Origin of the sequence: Pedobacter sp. N36a, assembly GCF_014472395.1 — a bacterium.
Classification (GTDB): Bacteria; Bacteroidota; Bacteroidia; order Sphingobacteriales; family Sphingobacteriaceae; genus Pedobacter.
In genome coordinates this window covers 346,965-361,512 of the sequence record NZ_JACSZW010000002.1, presented here as the reverse complement: position 1 = coordinate 361,512, position 14,548 = coordinate 346,965, and the positions used below count along the sequence as shown (strand labels likewise).

General features: G+C 40.5%; 16 protein-coding genes and 1 pseudogene. 13 read left to right on the top strand and 4 right to left on the bottom strand.

Annotation, left to right across the window (positions count from 1 at the left end; all coding sequences use genetic code 11):
• Positions 1 to 52 precede the first annotated feature (52 nt).
• Entirely contained in the window at positions 53 to 1,324 is a 1,272-nt protein-coding gene (locus H9X96_RS05305) for a prephenate dehydrogenase (protein WP_187665282.1), read from the top strand.
• On the opposite strand, the pseudogene ribB reads toward H9X96_RS05305, so the two are convergent.
• The 3 genes and pseudogenes from ribB to H9X96_RS05290 all read right to left on the bottom strand — a co-directional run.
• Positions 1,304 to 1,927: pseudogene (gene ribB / locus H9X96_RS05300) on the bottom strand (3,4-dihydroxy-2-butanone-4-phosphate synthase); the annotation flags it as partial. The gene H9X96_RS05305 and the pseudogene ribB sit on opposite strands and share 21 nt — an antisense overlap.
• 105 nt (positions 1,928 to 2,032) lie before the next feature.
• Entirely contained in the window at positions 2,033 to 2,896 is an 864-nt protein-coding gene (locus tag H9X96_RS05295) for an AraC family transcriptional regulator (protein ID WP_187665280.1), read from the bottom strand.
• A 13-nt stretch (positions 2,897 to 2,909) separates the two neighbouring features.
• Positions 2,910 to 3,407, bottom strand: a complete 498-nt coding sequence (locus H9X96_RS05290) for a hypothetical protein (protein ID WP_187665279.1) — start codon at positions 3,405 to 3,407, stop codon at positions 2,910 to 2,912.
• A gap of 195 nt (positions 3,408 to 3,602) precedes the next feature.
• Between H9X96_RS05290 and H9X96_RS05285 the strand changes: the two genes are divergently transcribed.
• The 11 genes from H9X96_RS05285 to H9X96_RS05235 all read left to right on the top strand — a co-directional run bounded on the left by H9X96_RS05285 (position 3,603) and on the right by H9X96_RS05235 (position 13,145).
• A complete protein-coding gene (locus H9X96_RS05285; protein ID WP_187665278.1) occupies positions 3,603 to 4,184 on the top strand; it encodes a hypothetical protein in 582 nt (193 codons plus the stop codon).
• Positions 4,185 to 4,427: 243 nt separating this feature from the next.
• Positions 4,428 to 4,742 carry a hypothetical protein gene (locus H9X96_RS05280; RefSeq protein ID WP_187665277.1) on the top strand — a complete coding sequence of 105 codons (315 nt, stop codon included), beginning with the start codon at positions 4,428 to 4,430 and terminating at the stop codon, positions 4,740 to 4,742.
• Positions 4,743 to 5,157: 415 nt separating this feature from the next.
• A complete protein-coding gene (locus tag H9X96_RS05275) occupies positions 5,158 to 5,724 on the top strand; it encodes a Crp/Fnr family transcriptional regulator (protein WP_187665276.1) in 567 nt (188 codons plus the stop codon).
• 66 nt (positions 5,725 to 5,790) lie between these two features.
• Positions 5,791 to 6,369, top strand: a complete 579-nt coding sequence (locus H9X96_RS05270) for an NAD(P)H-dependent oxidoreductase (RefSeq protein WP_187665275.1) — start codon at positions 5,791 to 5,793, stop codon at positions 6,367 to 6,369.
• Positions 6,370 to 6,555: 186 nt separating this feature from the next.
• On the top strand, positions 6,556 to 6,867 hold the full coding sequence (locus H9X96_RS05265) for a hypothetical protein (protein ID WP_187665274.1): 312 nt from the start codon (positions 6,556 to 6,558) through the stop codon (positions 6,865 to 6,867).
• A gap of 343 nt (positions 6,868 to 7,210) precedes the next feature.
• On the top strand, positions 7,211 to 7,522 hold the full coding sequence (locus tag H9X96_RS05260; RefSeq protein ID WP_187665273.1) for a hypothetical protein: 312 nt from the start codon (positions 7,211 to 7,213) through the stop codon (positions 7,520 to 7,522).
• 131 nt (positions 7,523 to 7,653) lie between these two features.
• Positions 7,654 to 8,103, top strand: a complete 450-nt coding sequence (locus tag H9X96_RS05255; protein ID WP_187665272.1) for a hypothetical protein — start codon at positions 7,654 to 7,656, stop codon at positions 8,101 to 8,103.
• A 127-nt stretch (positions 8,104 to 8,230) separates the two neighbouring features.
• Complete coding sequence (locus H9X96_RS05250; protein WP_187665271.1) at positions 8,231 to 9,031, top strand: metallophosphoesterase; 801 nt, start codon at positions 8,231 to 8,233, stop codon at positions 9,029 to 9,031.
• Complete coding sequence (locus H9X96_RS05245; protein ID WP_255431005.1) at positions 9,012 to 9,620, top strand: hypothetical protein; 609 nt, start codon at positions 9,012 to 9,014, stop codon at positions 9,618 to 9,620. The genes H9X96_RS05250 and H9X96_RS05245 overlap by 20 nt, the downstream gene beginning before the upstream one ends.
• 193 nt (positions 9,621 to 9,813) lie before the next feature.
• Positions 9,814 to 10,395, top strand: a complete 582-nt coding sequence (locus tag H9X96_RS05240; RefSeq protein ID WP_187665270.1) for a DUF4136 domain-containing protein — start codon at positions 9,814 to 9,816, stop codon at positions 10,393 to 10,395.
• Between the two features lie 131 nt (positions 10,396 to 10,526).
• A complete protein-coding gene (locus H9X96_RS05235) occupies positions 10,527 to 13,145 on the top strand; it encodes a PAS domain-containing protein (protein WP_187665269.1) in 2,619 nt (872 codons plus the stop codon).
• A gap of 13 nt (positions 13,146 to 13,158) precedes the next feature.
• Here the strand turns inward: H9X96_RS05235 and H9X96_RS05230 are convergent, their stop codons facing one another.
• Positions 13,159 to 13,734 (bottom strand): TerD family protein, encoded by a 576-nt coding sequence (locus H9X96_RS05230; RefSeq protein WP_187665268.1) that lies wholly within the window; start codon positions 13,732 to 13,734, stop codon positions 13,159 to 13,161.
• 89 nt (positions 13,735 to 13,823) lie between these two features.
• On the opposite strand from H9X96_RS05230, the gene H9X96_RS05225 reads away from it, so the two are divergent.
• Positions 13,824 to 14,546, top strand: a complete 723-nt coding sequence (locus H9X96_RS05225) for a trans-aconitate 2-methyltransferase (RefSeq protein ID WP_187665267.1) — start codon at positions 13,824 to 13,826, stop codon at positions 14,544 to 14,546.
• Positions 14,547 to 14,548: the final 2 nt, after the last annotated feature.

The following is a 14,548-nucleotide window of genomic DNA, read 5'->3' as shown; positions in this document are numbered from 1 at the left end:
GGTCATTTTGTAGTCCAGCGTTATTTTGCTTATTTGCATTAAGAACAGATTTATGAATGTAGGTATCATCGGTCTGGGCGATATGGGAAAAATGTATGCCAAAGGCTTTGCCAAGGCAGGTTATTCCGTTTATGGTTCAGATCTCCCGCAGAGGCGGACACAACTAGAAGAAGAACTGAATCCTTTTGGCATTTCCATTCTTTATGATGGCAAAGAGGTGTCGCGCATTTGCGATGTGATTTTTTATGCGGTAGAGTCTGAAAGGATTGAAGAAGTGCTGGGATGGTACGGCAGCTCCACAAAATACGGCGCAATTGTTGCCGGACAAACTTCGGTGAAGCATCCTGAAATTATGGCTTTTGAAAAACATCTGCCGAAGGATGTGCACATCATCACCTGTCATTCACTTCATGGCCCCGGCTTTGATCCTGCAGGACAGAAAATGATCGTGATTCCACATAGAACTACGGCTGTAGCTTATCAAAGAATGACCGATCTCCTCTCCTGTTTGGGCTCTGAAATGGTCGAAATAAAAGATTATAAAGACCATGACCGCATTGTTGCGGATACTCAGGCGGCCACACACGTGGGCTTTGAAAGTATGGGTACCGCATGGGCCAGTGCCGGTTTCTTCCCCTGGGAAAATGCCTCGTACCTTGGCGGAATCGACAATGTAAAAATCCTGACTACCCTAAGAATTTTCAGTTATAAAGCACATATTTATGCTGGCCTGGCAATATTGAACCCTTTTGCACGTCAGCAGGTAAAACGATATGCACAGTCGGAATCTGAGCTTTTCAAAATGATGATCATGGAGGAAGAACAGGCTTTCAGGACCCGGCTTTATAAAGTCCGGGATTTCGTTTTTCATGAAAGCAGGAAACCATTATTACTGGACGATCAGATCATGCAAGAGTTCTCTCTTTCTGCCAGTCCTGGTGTTAGAAAAGCGAATTCCCACCTGAGTTTATTGAGCATGGCCGATGCCTGGTACCATTTAAACACCAATCCTTACGACAATCTGATCTGTCAGACTCCTCCTTTCCGCTTGCGCCTGGGGATCGTGGAATACCTTTTCCGCAATGAAGAATTACTGGAAGAATCCATCACAGCGGCTTTGTTCGACAAAAGTATACGTGCTGACGACCTGGAGTTTCATTCTGCTGTACGCGAATGGACTTCCATTATAGGCTATGGAGATATGGAAGGTTACAAACAACATTTCGATCAGACAAAAATGTTTTTTAAAGATCGGCTGGAGCATGGACGTGAGCAAAGTTCTCAAATGATCAAAAGGCTATCAGATCAAACTTATCTGCCTTAAATAAATGCTCAGGTCTTCGATAGAGATGATTTTCAATTGATGCTTTGCAGCAATTTTCATTAAATCTGGCAGGCGCGCCATTTCTCCGTACTCTTTAAAGATTTCCACCAATACACCAGGCGGGGCCATCCCGGCCAAACGGGCCAGATCTACTGTGGCTTCCGTATGCCCTGGTCGCGCCAATACGCCGCCATTTGCCGCAGACAAAGGAAAAATATGGCCAGGTCTGCCCAGGTCAAAGCCTTTAATTTTAGGACCTATTAAAGACCGGATGGTTTTAGAACGGTCGGAAGCTGAAATGCCAGTACTGCAGCCATTACCTAAGAGGTCCACAGAAATGGTGAAATTGGTTTCATAAGCAGCGGTATTCTGTTTTACCATTGGATGAAGTCCCAGTTCTTCACATCGCTGAGCAGTTAAGGGCGCGCAAACCAATCCACGGCCATGGGTCACCATAAAATTGATGACTTCCGGACTTGCATTTTCTGCAGTGCTGATAAAATCACCTTCATTCTCCCGTTTTTCATCATCTACTACAATAATGACTTTCCCTTCTTTTAAGGCCTCAATTGCTTCAGGAATGGTATTCAGTTTAATTTCCATGATATATTATCGCTTAAATTCTAAGCTGCAAAGGTATCTGGAATCAATTTTCGATTTTAGGATAAAGCAGGGGTTTATTGGCACTTTTAACTAGAATAGGATAAACTAATCCATTTTTATTCTCCGAAAAGCAGCCGGACTCATGCCCTCCTGATTTTTAAACTGTTTGGAGAAATAAGAAAAGTATGTAAATCCAAGCTCAGCAGCAATCTGTCCGACCGTTAAATGTCCATGGAGGAGCATTCTTTTGGCTTCTAAAAGTAACCATTCCCTAATCGTTTCTCCTGCCGTCTTACCGTTGATGCTTTCCAGCACTTCATTCAGGTGTGCGGTGGTCATGAACAGCGCATCCGCATAAAAAGAAAGCCTTGTTTCTTGCATGTAATTAAGGTCTACCAGTTTTTTGAACTTTTTAAGGGTCATCACCTGCAGGTTGTCTTTTGCTGATGCTGGTGCCTCCCCTACCATTCTCTTAATCTGAAAAAGAAAAGTTAAGAGCAAATGCCGGATCACATTTACAGAACGGTCTGGTCTTCCGGTTTCTTGATAAAGCAGGTTTAAAGCTGCAAATAGTCCATCTAATTCTTTTTCCACCAGGGCTAAAGCGGGCTTAGCATAGGTGTCTTCCATAAATGAAAGCCCGGTAGACACCTCTAAACCAGCATCTCCTAAAGCCAAAAAATCTTCCGTAAACATCAGGCTATAGCCCCTTAAATCTTCTTCTTTGGCAAGCTCATGAATTTGCCCTGGAGCGATAAAAAAAATGGAATCCAGCGACAGTTCAAAAGAATGCTGGTCGATCGTATTTAAGGACGGCCCTTTTTCCAGCCATAAGATCTCATAAAAACTATGTTTGTGAGGCCACACCATATTTATCGGGCGGCCAATATTTTCAAACCTGTCCATCATAAACTGACCAGGAATGGGACACGCAGAACTGAAATCTTCAATCTGATAAGTAACAATCATCAATAATAACCGGTTAGTATTTAAAAGCAGTCCAATGGATCAGCTTCCCTTCGAAGCTGTCGTCAAAATAAGAGAATAAGGCTGCTGCATCTTGAAAACCATCATTTACTGCAAACTGATGAAGGGCTTCCGCGCTGAATAGTTGATCATCAATACGCAGCTGAGGAGCACTGTTTTCTTCTTTTCTCATTTCCACAATCTGAATATGCTGACAAGTTAATAGGGGTGCAAATTGAAATTCCTCCGGCCCATCTTTATCAGTTACCATAACGATTTCCATACCTGGACGCCATACATCATAAGCATCCTTACGAATGGTATGTATTTTTGGTTCCAGAAATTCAGTATACTGGTCTCCATCCCAAGTCCGGTTAAATTTTTCCAAATGGCGCTGCAGGTACCAATAATAATCGCTCTCCATGTGAACGGAAAGATTGGTTAATCCCTTCCAGATTTTTTCTATAAAGTAATTAGGCTGGTCCTGAATGACCGTTCCAAATGATAATTTCATTAGCAAAGGATTTATTTCTACTTCCAAAGGTAGTAAGATATTTAAAGAAGGCCATTTTATTGACCAGAATCAAGGAAATACGGTTTTTTTTTCAGAGAGCTTCTATCGTCATTTCCTATAAGATACTAGTTGACAGGATTTTTAAAAACCAAAACTCCTAAATTTTGTTACTTAAATACATTTAAATCCTATATCATGAAAAAATTATGCTTAACAATTAGTTTAACTATCGGCATGCTTTATGGAGCGACTGCGCAGATACAAAAAGGAAATGTAATGATGGGTGCCAACATTTCCGACATCAAATTTGGCTTAGATAAGCCGAACATCTTTAGTTTAAACATCAATCCCAAAGCAGCCTGGTTCATACAGGACGGTTTGGCTCTGGGTGGAGATGTTAACTTTGGATTGGCTACCGCAAAAGGTGCAGGAACCAGTATCTCTTACGGCATTGGTGCTTTAGGAAGGTACTATGGATCAAAAGGCACCGATGAAGTGGTAAAAAACTCTAAGTTTTTTGGAGAGGCTACTGTTGGTGTAAACGGAATCAACCCAGCAGGATCAGGAGGCTCTACAAATGGTCTTGGATTTAGCTTTGGTCCAGGTTTCACCTATTTCGTAACCCGTTCTATTGGGTTGGAAACACTGTTAAAATACAATGGTATTGTTGGTTTTGGAAGTAGTGCCTATAGCCATACTTTAAGTTTGGGTGTTGGTTTCCAAATCTATCTGCCAGGTAAAAGCACGGCTAAAAAGGTGGAAAGAGATATGAATTAAAGATACTTTTTAATTACCTTATAGAGAACAGGCCTGCTTTTTATAACCCTTTAATATCCTTCCATACGAAGTCGATCTGCTTCTATTAGCCACAAACTGTGGAATAACGCTACAGTCTAAAAGCACCCTCAAAAACCTAACATCTTGTTTTTCAGAAGTATGCCAAAAAAATACGTTTACGGCATCATTATTAAACCTACCCTAAACGTAATTAATTAGAATATTAACTGAAACACAAGAGATATGAAGAAGATCATTTTATCAGCAGCATTTTTAGCTTTCGCAGGAATGACTGCAGCAAACGCAACAGAAGTAAAAGAACCTTTAGCAATTACAGTTAAACAAGATAGTACGACTAAACTTCCAGTAGAATTGGCTGATTTACCAGAACCAGTTAAAGCAACACTACAAACTGAGCCTGTAAAACAATGGACACCAACAGCAGCATTTCTAGTGACAAATGCAGATAAATCAATCTACTACCACATCGATATTAAAAAAGGTGATGAGACAGCAGCGGTGAAATTAGATAAAGAAGGCAAGCCCTTTAAACAATAATTGAAGCAGTATTTTTACAGGAAGAGGCCGGAGCAATCCGGCTTTTTCTGTTGCGGCTGTTTTTTCTGTTCAGTTGTGCGACGTCTGTAACCTGTACCAGCATAAGCTGATACAGGTTGGAGTTTCGGGGAAAGAAAGCAACTGTAATTGAGGTCGGGAAGAGACCTGGGTTTCCATAGGATCTGGATGGGGTTACCGTAGGGTTGGGATAGTAAACACTATGGCAACCCTACGGTAACCCTATCGGAACCCTACGGGGACCCTATACCAACGCCCTTCTCTTCCCGACCACTACCCGACCAGTATCAGGTAAGTATGAGGTTACAGAAAGCTTGGCCATTGTTGCTTTCAGCGCTATCTTCGCATTTTATGATATATTTGAAGCTTGAATCCTCCAGAAACATTGCCCAACCAGATGATCTATAATTTTTTAGCCTCTTTTCAACTTTTCAGTCCGGCAGAAATCAATGACATTATCGCGCTGATGAAGCCTAAAAAGCTGCAAAAAGGAGATTTCTTTATTCAGGAGGGAAAAACCTGTAAAGAAGTAGCTTTCTTGAACACTGGCATCCTGAGGACCTTCTTTCGGGCCGAAACTGCGGAAGAGACTACCTACTGTATTACTTTTCCTGGCGCATTAATGACTGCCTACTCCTCTTTCATCACCAGCAAGCCGACCATAGAAAACATTCAGGCCTTAGTCCCTACCGAACTGCTCTTGATTCAAAAAAAGGAGTTAGACCTTTTATCGAACACCAATCCGAACTGGACTAATTTCCTGAAAATCATTGCTGAGCAGCAATACCTGGAATTGGAAAGAAGAGTTTTTCAGTTTCAGCAGGAAAAAGCAAAAAAGCGATACCTTGACCTGCTGGAGCACCAGCCGATTTATGTGCAGCAAATTCCATTACAATACCTGGCTTCTTATTTAGGGATCACTTCCAGGCACCTGAGCAGATTGAGAAAAGAGATTTCTTTATAGACATTTGTCCTGTGCTGATCTTCCGATCTCTGTTACTTTTGTGCGGTATATTTGAAATCGCAAAGAATGACCAACATACTGATTATAAACGGGCACCCAAATAAAGAGAGTTTTAACCATGCAATAGCAGCAGCCTACCGCAATGGGGCATTAAAAACCGGGGCATCTATTAGCCAAATCAATATCTCAGAGCTGAGTTTTAATCCTAACCTCGCCTATGGCTATACCAAAAGAATGGATCTGGAGCCCGACTTACTGAAGAGTTTAGAAAAAATAAAGGCCGCAGATCACCTCGTTTGGATACATCCGGTTTGGTGGGGCGGTATGCCTGCAGTTATGAAAGGTTTTATCGACCGCCTGTTTCTTCCTGGCCTCACCTATCAATATCGTGAAAATTCCATTTGGTGGGATAAATTATTAGTTGGTAAAACGGCCAGAATAATTACCACCATGGACCAACCGGCATGGTACTACCGCTTCTTTTATGGGAATCCCAGCATCCGTCAACTCAAAAAAAGTACACTTGAATTTTGCGGAGTCCGTCCGGTTAAGGTGAGCACAATAGGCATTATCAAAACCGCTAGTCCGGAACAGCGGCAGAAATGGTTAGATAAAATCCAGCTTTTGGGGGAAAAACAAAAATAAGCAGGATGAACAGTATTAAAGCGCTTCATTTAACCAAAAAGTGTGGCACATCTCTACAGTTAAAATCCCTTGCAAATTCTCAACTGACTCATTTATAGACCAGTGCCAAAGAACACCCTTTCTGGCATCATTATGAACCTTGTCTTAGTATAATTAACAAGAATATTTAACTGAAATACATAAGATATGAAAAAGATCATTTTATCAGCAGCATTTTTAGCATTCGCATCAATCACTGCAGTAAACGCATCGGAAGTAAAAAGTCCGGTAGCTATTAATCTAAAACAAGATAGTACCACTAAAGTTCCAGTAGAATTGAAAGATCTTCCAGAAGCAGTGAAAACTACTTTGCAATCAGAACCAGTTAAAGCATGGACACCATCTACTGCATTTTTGGTTACTAATGCTGACAAAACACAATATTTCGAAATCGCAGTAAAGAAAGACGCAGAAACTGCGGTAATAAAAATTGGAGCGGACGGTAAAATTATCCAATAATCCGTATTCAACTATAAGTGTATGTTTAAAAAGGGGCTGGAGAAATCCGGCCCTTTTTCTTTGGTGCCCCTGAATTTTGTAATGCTCCGCCATCCATTGCTTTAATCCTGCATCTTAGGCTCCAATTGAGTCGGACCTAAAGATCACAGCAGGCCAATGGCGTTAAAACTCTTAAAAGCGCTTCATTTAGCCACAAAGTGTGGCACATCTCTACAGTTAAAATCCCTTGACAATTCTCAACAGCCTCATTTACAGTGCGATGCTATACACTTTCTTTTCTGGCATCATTATGAACCTTTACCTAGTATAATCAACAAGAATATTTAACAGTAATATATAAGATATGAAAAAGATCATTTTATCAGCAGCATTTTTAGCATTCGCATCAATCACTGCAGTAAACGCAACAGAAATAAAAAATCCAGTAGCTATTACTGCAAAACAAGATAGTACTACAAAAACTCCGGTAGAATTGAAAGATCTTCCAGAAGCAGTGAAAACTACTTTGCAATCAGATCCTGTTAAAGCATGGACACCAACAGCAGCATCTTTGGTAACTAATGCAGACAAAACACAATACTACGAAATCGAAGTAAAGAAAGAGGCAGAAACTGCAGCGATCAAAATTGGAGTAGATGGCAAAATCATTCAATAATCCCAATCAAACAATATAATGTATGTTTAAAAAGGGCTGGAGAAATCCGGCCCTTTTTCTTTAGTACCCCTAAAAACCCATCATATCAGCAGTAAAACTGCCATATAAAATGGTAGCTTTAGCACAAAATTATGATGGCTACAGGACTGCAACAATTGACACCGGGAAAGTATTTGTTTTTTGGAACTCCGATACAACAGGAAGGACAAAATATCATGGTCAGCGGATTTAGTGCCAAAGCTATAGCCTTGATCAATGGTGATTCTGGCATTGAAGCGACTGTTCAGGAATATGATATTAGTTTAGTTATTTCTAAAAGATCTACTCATATCCTGGATGGAAAATTCATGGAAGCTCATAAACTCTATACCTGGCCCGCAAATCTGGGAGATCCAAAAGCCTGGGCATCCAGCAAGCAGGTGTTCTTCGAGCAGCACTTAATAAACCAGGCGATAGAGGTCTTAAATGTGTTGGAAGAACAGCAAATTACCTGGAAATTTATTCCCCTCCCCCTTTTTCAAGCGGCAGCAAAAGAAGCTCAGGCAGTTAGCCTGCTGACCAGCATTTTTCCAGAATTGTAGCTTTTCAGGAGTTTAACAGAAATGTTAAATTAATGCCATTTAACGGTTATCCTAATGCCATAACAACTAATTAGATGTTTAAACTCTTTGTTTAAACCTTAGGTTTGCGGAAATATCTGAATTTTCGATGAACAAATTTATACTATTGGGGCTTGTTTTTAGTCTTGGTTTGGGGAGCTGTAATCGCTTTGAGTATAGCCCAAATCAGATTTTCGATCGGAATTCCCCTCAAGACATTAATGCCAGCAGTTTAAAGCGACTTGGAGATGGCAAAACTGACGATAAGGTCAGATTTATCCTAACCGGAGATACGCAACGCTCAAGAGATGAAACGGTGGCCTTTGTTAAAAAGGTGAATGAGATGCCCGATGTTGACTTTGTGCTCGTAGCTGGTGATTTCACTGAATTTGGCGTGCTCAAGGAAATGGAATGGATTGCCAGAAGCTTATCAAAACTTAATGTTCCTTATATGGGTGTGATCGGTAACCATGACCTGACCTCCCGTGGAAGAGAAGTTTTTGAACGAATGTTCGGTGCTTTGAATTATTCCTTCACTTATGGTGGAACAAAATTCATCTGCCATGATACCAATAGTAGAGAGTATAAATTTAATGGACAGGTTCCCAGTATTTCCTGGTTAAAAACAGAATTGCAGCCACAAGCAGACGTGAGCAACTATGTGGCCGTTTCTCATGTGCCGCCTCTCAATTCAGACTTTGACCAGAATCTGGTAAAAGATTATACTGATGCTTTTGCACAAACACCAGGATTCCTGGCCTCATTACATGCCCATACACATGTTTATGAACTTTACTACCCTGACGATTCAGGAATTCCCTATATCATTACCAGCGCCATGGGCAATGAAGAATTTTTACTAGTTGAAATCATTAATCATAAAATAAGTTTTGAACGGATATCATTTTAAGCACGTCTATATATTATTGGGTTTCCTGATTGTTTTTTCAGGGAAAGCATCAGCTCAAGGGTTTAAATTACTAGTTCCCGACAATGCGATTGTACAGTTTGCAGGCAGTATCGGCTATTTCAGTGTCGGTGCCGGCTATGACCTTTTTAAAAATAAGAAGGGAATTCTGGATTTCAATTATGGTTATGTGCCCGCAGATAAAGGAGGCGAATTACACATCGTTACGGCAAAGTTTGCGTATAAGTTCTATGAGATTAAACTGAAAGACTGGGGAAAGTTTTATCCATTTAATCCGGGGTTCTTTGCGAGTTATACTTTTCACCCTAAGCTTTCTTACCGTTTCAATCAACATCTATTCCCTGATAATTACTATTATTGGTCTGAAGCATTGAGGCCCAATCTTTCCATCGGCAATGAAATTGAGTTCAATATGAAAAAAATATGGAAGGATTCCGGAATTAAAGCCATCAGCTTATATTCAGAAATGAATACCAATGATTATTACATCGTCAATTACTTTCAAAACACCTCTGCACTTACCCTTGCAGACATATTTCAGTTGGGAATAGGGATGCGCGTTAAATTCTAAGGCCATCCATTTCTAAATTTATTGTGCCAGTAAACATCTTTTTTCATTTATTTTAAAATTGATTAAACATTTTAGAGCATTTATTGTAATACAATTATTAGGTTAAAATAAATCGGAACTATGTCCGCATACAAACGAAATTAACCTACAATCAAAAAGTATTAAAAATTTACCCTACTCTAAAACGTTTGCCATGAAAAGACAACTATTATTCTTACTAGTAGCCACAGGAATGCTGTCGGCTTGCTCACCTTACAATTACTATGCCGTTGGCAGTAAGCCTGTTGGAACCGACTTTAAAACGTATGCCTGGCTTCCTCCAGAAGACGCAAAAACCAATAACATTTACAACAATGACATCGTGACCGATAAGATCGTTCAAACTACAGAAACGGAGCTTGCTAAAAAGGGCTTAACCCTGGACAGTAAAAACCCTGATCTGTTGATCCGTTATTCTGCAATTGTGAACAAGAGCATGAAAATTTATGATGAGCCGATTTATTACAATCAGCCACCAATGCTCAGTCCTAGAATTGCTTATTATCAAGGTCGTGCGCGATTCTTTTATGTTTATGACAACCCATTCCCGGTTTATGTAGGCAGCAGAGAACGCAAAATGCCAATTAAAGAAGGAAATATTATGATCGATATTATCGAGCGCAGCAGCTCCAAAGTAATCTGGAGAGGCTGGGCAGAAGGTGAATTGACAGATCCGCAAAAAGCTATTAATGAAATCCCTAAAGTAGTAGAGAATATTTTCAAGCAACTGCCTTAGTCTCCAATACTTATCAAGCAAAATAAAGAGCCTCCAATTAGAGGCTTTTTGTTTTTTATCAAAATAATGACAAGGATTTTAAAATTATGTCTATATTATCCTTTACCTACATATTAAAACAAGTTTAACTAATGAGAAACATTCTGAGAATCCTTATTTTTGGAGATCCAGCAAATGATAGTAATTTAATAACCAACATCTTAGACCAATCAGCACTTCCCTTTCAATATCAGAAAACTGTGAAGCTCTCTGATTTTCAGTTTACTTTAAAAAGCTTTGCTCCAGATATTGTACTTGCATTTTGCGGTGATAAAAATTCAACCGGGCATGAAGCCTTCCGCCTATTGCAAGAAAGTGATCGTCAGTCCGTTTTCATTTGTATCAGCGAACCTGAATTCGAGGAGGAAGCCCTGAAAATCGTACATTCAGGTGCTGCAGACTACCTCTTATCAGACAGATTGCTGAGGTTGCCCACTGCCATTTTGCAGGCGACAGCAGGTATAGCTGTACCACATCAGCAGGAAAACTTCGACTTACTTCAGGAAATGCCTTCTGCGGTGGCAGTCCTCATGGGCAGGCAACACATTTTTAAGTTTGTCAATACTTTTTTTCAACAAAAAATCGGAGATCAACTGATTCTAAATAAAAGTTTAAAAGAGGCATACGAGCATACAGAGCTTGCTTTTCTAAATGAAGAGGCAGATCAAGTTTATGAAACCGGACATCCTTATGTGGTAAAAGAATTCACCAGTGCCGCACTCAAAGGCGCTTATTTCAATTTTACCATTCAAGCCTTAAGGGATGCAAAAGGAACCATTGAAGGCTTGCTCCTCTCTGGTTTGGAAGTCACGGAACAAGTGCAGTACAGAAAAGAAAAAGAACAGGTAAGCCATGAAATAGAAAGGTTACTGGATGCAGTAAATGAAGGGTTTTTCCTTAAAGATATTCGAAATAACCGTTACCTGAAATTGTCGGCCGGCTGTTCTAAAATATATGGTTATAGTTTGGCGGAGTTTCATGAGAACCCCAATTTATGGTATGATGTAATTCATCCTGAAGACCGTCATATCGCAGAACTTGATGGTCCGGCACTGGTAAAAGGTAAACAAACAAAAAGCCAATACCGGATCATCCGCAAAGACAAAAGTATCCGATGGATTGAGATAAAAGCAGTCCCACATCATCTGAATGGGGAAATCTATGCAGTAGATGGCGTAGTCAGCGACATTACCCAATGGAAGCAAACGGAAGAAAAAATCAAACAGGCAGAGTCTGTCCTTTCCGAAGCACAAAAGATGGCACAGATTGGCAACTGGAATTTCGACCTGACCAAACAAGAGCTGACCTGGTCCGATGCCTTAAAAGAAATTTACTGGGGTGATGAATCCCTGGTTCCGGTAAACGAATATTTTGATGCCCTGATTCATCCTGAGGATAAACTTAGGGTGGAATATGAGGTGGATAAATTGATCCGCCTTGGAAAAAACATGAAAACTAGTTTTCGCATCAGGAATCCCGCAGGAGAAGTGAAAATATTGCAGGGGGAAAACCGGATTGAGTTTAACAAAGAAGGGGTCACCACCAGGCTCTATGGAACACTGCAGGATGTGACTTCCATTAAAGCCGCAGAGGATACGCTTAAAAAATCTGAAGCCAACCTCCGTACTTTATTAGACCATACCGATGCCGCCTATATATTGGTAGATCAACAATTGAAAATCATCTCCTATAGCCAGATGGCAAAAGAAATTGCCGAATTCAGAGGACATTATAAAGAACTGGAGGGAAATAGCATTTTAGATTATTTTGCAAAAAATAAGCGGGCAAGGCTTCAAAAGATTGTGGATGATGTGATCAATGGGAAAAACATGTCTTATGAAACGAATGTCATTGAAAAAGACGGATCAGAAAAATGGTATGCTTTAAAATGGATTGCGGTAAATGACGATGAAAACCAATACTGGGGATTCATTTTGTCGATCAAAGACATCACCGATCAAAAAAGTATTGCCAAAGCACAGGATAACATGACCTCGGAGCTCATCCGTAGAAATAAAGACCTGGAGCAGTTTACTTATGTGGTTTCCCATAACTTACGCGCACCAGTTGCCAACATCATAGGCATCAGCGATTTACTCAGTGAAGTAGAATCAGACCCTGCTTCAGTGAGGGAGCTGATGCATGGGCTTCGCAGCTCTATTAAAAATTTGGACACGGTAATCAAGGATTTGAACTATGTGCTGACCGTCAAAAAGGATGCACCTGAGCGCCTGAAAGAGCAGCTGAGCATACAAATTCTGGTAGATGAAATTAAAAGCAGCATCAATAACCTGATTGTCAGTGAAAATATGACGTTTGAATATCAGCTGCAAGAAAGTAAGATTTATACCGTACGCAGTTACCTATACAGCATATTTTACAACCTGATTCTGAATAGCATAAAATACAGACAGGCCAACCTTTCTCCAAGAATGATCATTAAGACCTATCTGACAGGAAAGCACTTGAATATTATATTTGAGGACAATGGAAAAGGTATTGACCTTAAGAAACATGGCAGTCAGCTGTTTGGCCTTTATAAAAGGTTTGATGTTGACGTGGATGGAAAAGGAATGGGACTATTTATGGTAAAAACACAGGTAGACGACCTTGGCGGCACCATTCAGGTGTTCAGTGAACCGGGAAAAGGGACTAAATTCCATATCCTTCTCCCGGTAAATGATCCACCTACTGTCCTTACTTTACGGTAGTTTATTGGGGAAGTTATTTGATAATTTCCCCTGTATAATATTTAGCCAGAAAAAAGGCCAGATCTTCTTTATATCCCCTGCCCGAAGCTTCGAACTTCCAGCTGCCATTTCTTTTATAGAGTCTGCCGAATTCAATGGCCGTTTCAATAGAGAAATCTTCATCTAATTCATATTTGGCCACTTCATCGCCGTTGGTGTCGTCTACTATTCTAATGTAAGAACTGCGTACCTGTCCGAAATTCTGTCTCCTCGCCTGTGCATCATGAATGGTCACTACAAACAGGATTTCCTGAATGCGGTCGTCTACCAGAGATAGGTCTACTTTAACAATTTCATCGTCGCCGGTGGCACTGTTCCCACCCGTAGGGTCGTCACCAGTATGGAATAAAGCGCCATCAGGTGATTTATCATTTCCATAAAAAACGAAATACTCCTCTGCAGGAATCACCCTGCTCCCATCCACCATAAATGCAGAAGCATCTAAGTCAAAATCATGCCCTGTTCCTTCATTCGGGTCCCAACCCAGGCCTACACTGATTTTTGTGAGGCCAATGTTAATCTTTTCGCCTTTACGTAAGTTAATTGCCATATTTTCTTCATTTGAACTTTTTAAAGTTAGTATGTTTTATAAGAATGACAATTCTATTTATTTATCTTGGCACAAATATTACAAGTATCATGAAAAAGGATTATTCAGCTAAAGCCAGTAACGAGGAAATCGAACATAGATTTGATCAGGATGTAGAACGTTTTTCCAATCTCGATACCGGACAGCTGACTACCCTTGATGCAGCATTAACGATGGAGCTGTGTACTGAAGCTGCAAAACATGTAGTGCCAGAGGCCACTGAACTTCTGGATATTGGATGCGGTGCGGGAAATTATACGCTGAAAATGCTTGGGAAAATCAAGGATCTAAACTGTACCTTAAATGACCTTAGCTTACCCATGCTGAGCAGAGCAGAACAACGCGTTGGCGCGGTTACGAATGGACAGGTCACCACCATCCAGCTTGACATGCGGGAATTGGAACTCGAAGATGATAAATATGACATCGTTTTTGCCGCGGCTACCTTACATCACCTTCGTGGGGATGAGGACTGGCACCTTGTTTTCAATAAAATTTACCGGGCCTTAAAGCCTGGTGGCTGCTTCTGGATTTCAGACCTGATCAGTCATGATGCCCCACACCTGAATTTGCTTTTCCAGCAGCGGTATTCGGATTATCTGAAGGAATTGGGCGGACCGGAGTATTGTCAGAAAGTACTGGATTATATTGACCATGAGGACACGCCAAGATCTATCAATTATCAGTTAAATCTGATGCAGGAAATCGGCTTTAAACACGTAGAAGTATTGCACAAAAACCTTTGTTTTGCTGCTTTCGGAGGAATAAAATAAAT

Excerpts from the sequence above, each read along its gene's own strand:
- H9X96_RS05305 (WP_187665282.1), top strand. The coding sequence starts at position 53 with ATGAATGTAGGTATCATCGGTCTGGGCGATATGGGAAAAATGTATGCC.
- H9X96_RS05295 (WP_187665280.1), bottom strand. The coding sequence starts at position 2,896 with ATGATTGTTACTTATCAGATTGAAGATTTCAGTTCTGCGTGTCCCATT.
- H9X96_RS05290 (WP_187665279.1), bottom strand. The coding sequence starts at position 3,407 with ATGAAATTATCATTTGGAACGGTCATTCAGGACCAGCCTAATTACTTT.
- H9X96_RS05285 (WP_187665278.1), top strand. The coding sequence starts at position 3,603 with ATGAAAAAATTATGCTTAACAATTAGTTTAACTATCGGCATGCTTTAT.
- H9X96_RS05280 (WP_187665277.1), top strand. The coding sequence starts at position 4,428 with ATGAAGAAGATCATTTTATCAGCAGCATTTTTAGCTTTCGCAGGAATG.
- H9X96_RS05275 (WP_187665276.1), top strand. The coding sequence starts at position 5,158 with ATGATCTATAATTTTTTAGCCTCTTTTCAACTTTTCAGTCCGGCAGAA.
- H9X96_RS05270 (WP_187665275.1), top strand. The coding sequence starts at position 5,791 with ATGACCAACATACTGATTATAAACGGGCACCCAAATAAAGAGAGTTTT.
- H9X96_RS05265 (WP_187665274.1), top strand. The coding sequence starts at position 6,556 with ATGAAAAAGATCATTTTATCAGCAGCATTTTTAGCATTCGCATCAATC.
- H9X96_RS05260 (WP_187665273.1), top strand. The coding sequence starts at position 7,211 with ATGAAAAAGATCATTTTATCAGCAGCATTTTTAGCATTCGCATCAATC.
- H9X96_RS05255 (WP_187665272.1), top strand. The coding sequence starts at position 7,654 with ATGATGGCTACAGGACTGCAACAATTGACACCGGGAAAGTATTTGTTT.
- H9X96_RS05250 (WP_187665271.1), top strand. The coding sequence starts at position 8,231 with ATGAACAAATTTATACTATTGGGGCTTGTTTTTAGTCTTGGTTTGGGG.
- H9X96_RS05240 (WP_187665270.1), top strand. The coding sequence starts at position 9,814 with ATGAAAAGACAACTATTATTCTTACTAGTAGCCACAGGAATGCTGTCG.
- H9X96_RS05235 (WP_187665269.1), top strand. The coding sequence starts at position 10,527 with ATGAGAAACATTCTGAGAATCCTTATTTTTGGAGATCCAGCAAATGAT.
- H9X96_RS05230 (WP_187665268.1), bottom strand. The coding sequence starts at position 13,734 with ATGGCAATTAACTTACGTAAAGGCGAAAAGATTAACATTGGCCTCACA.
- H9X96_RS05225 (WP_187665267.1), top strand. The coding sequence starts at position 13,824 with ATGAAAAAGGATTATTCAGCTAAAGCCAGTAACGAGGAAATCGAACAT.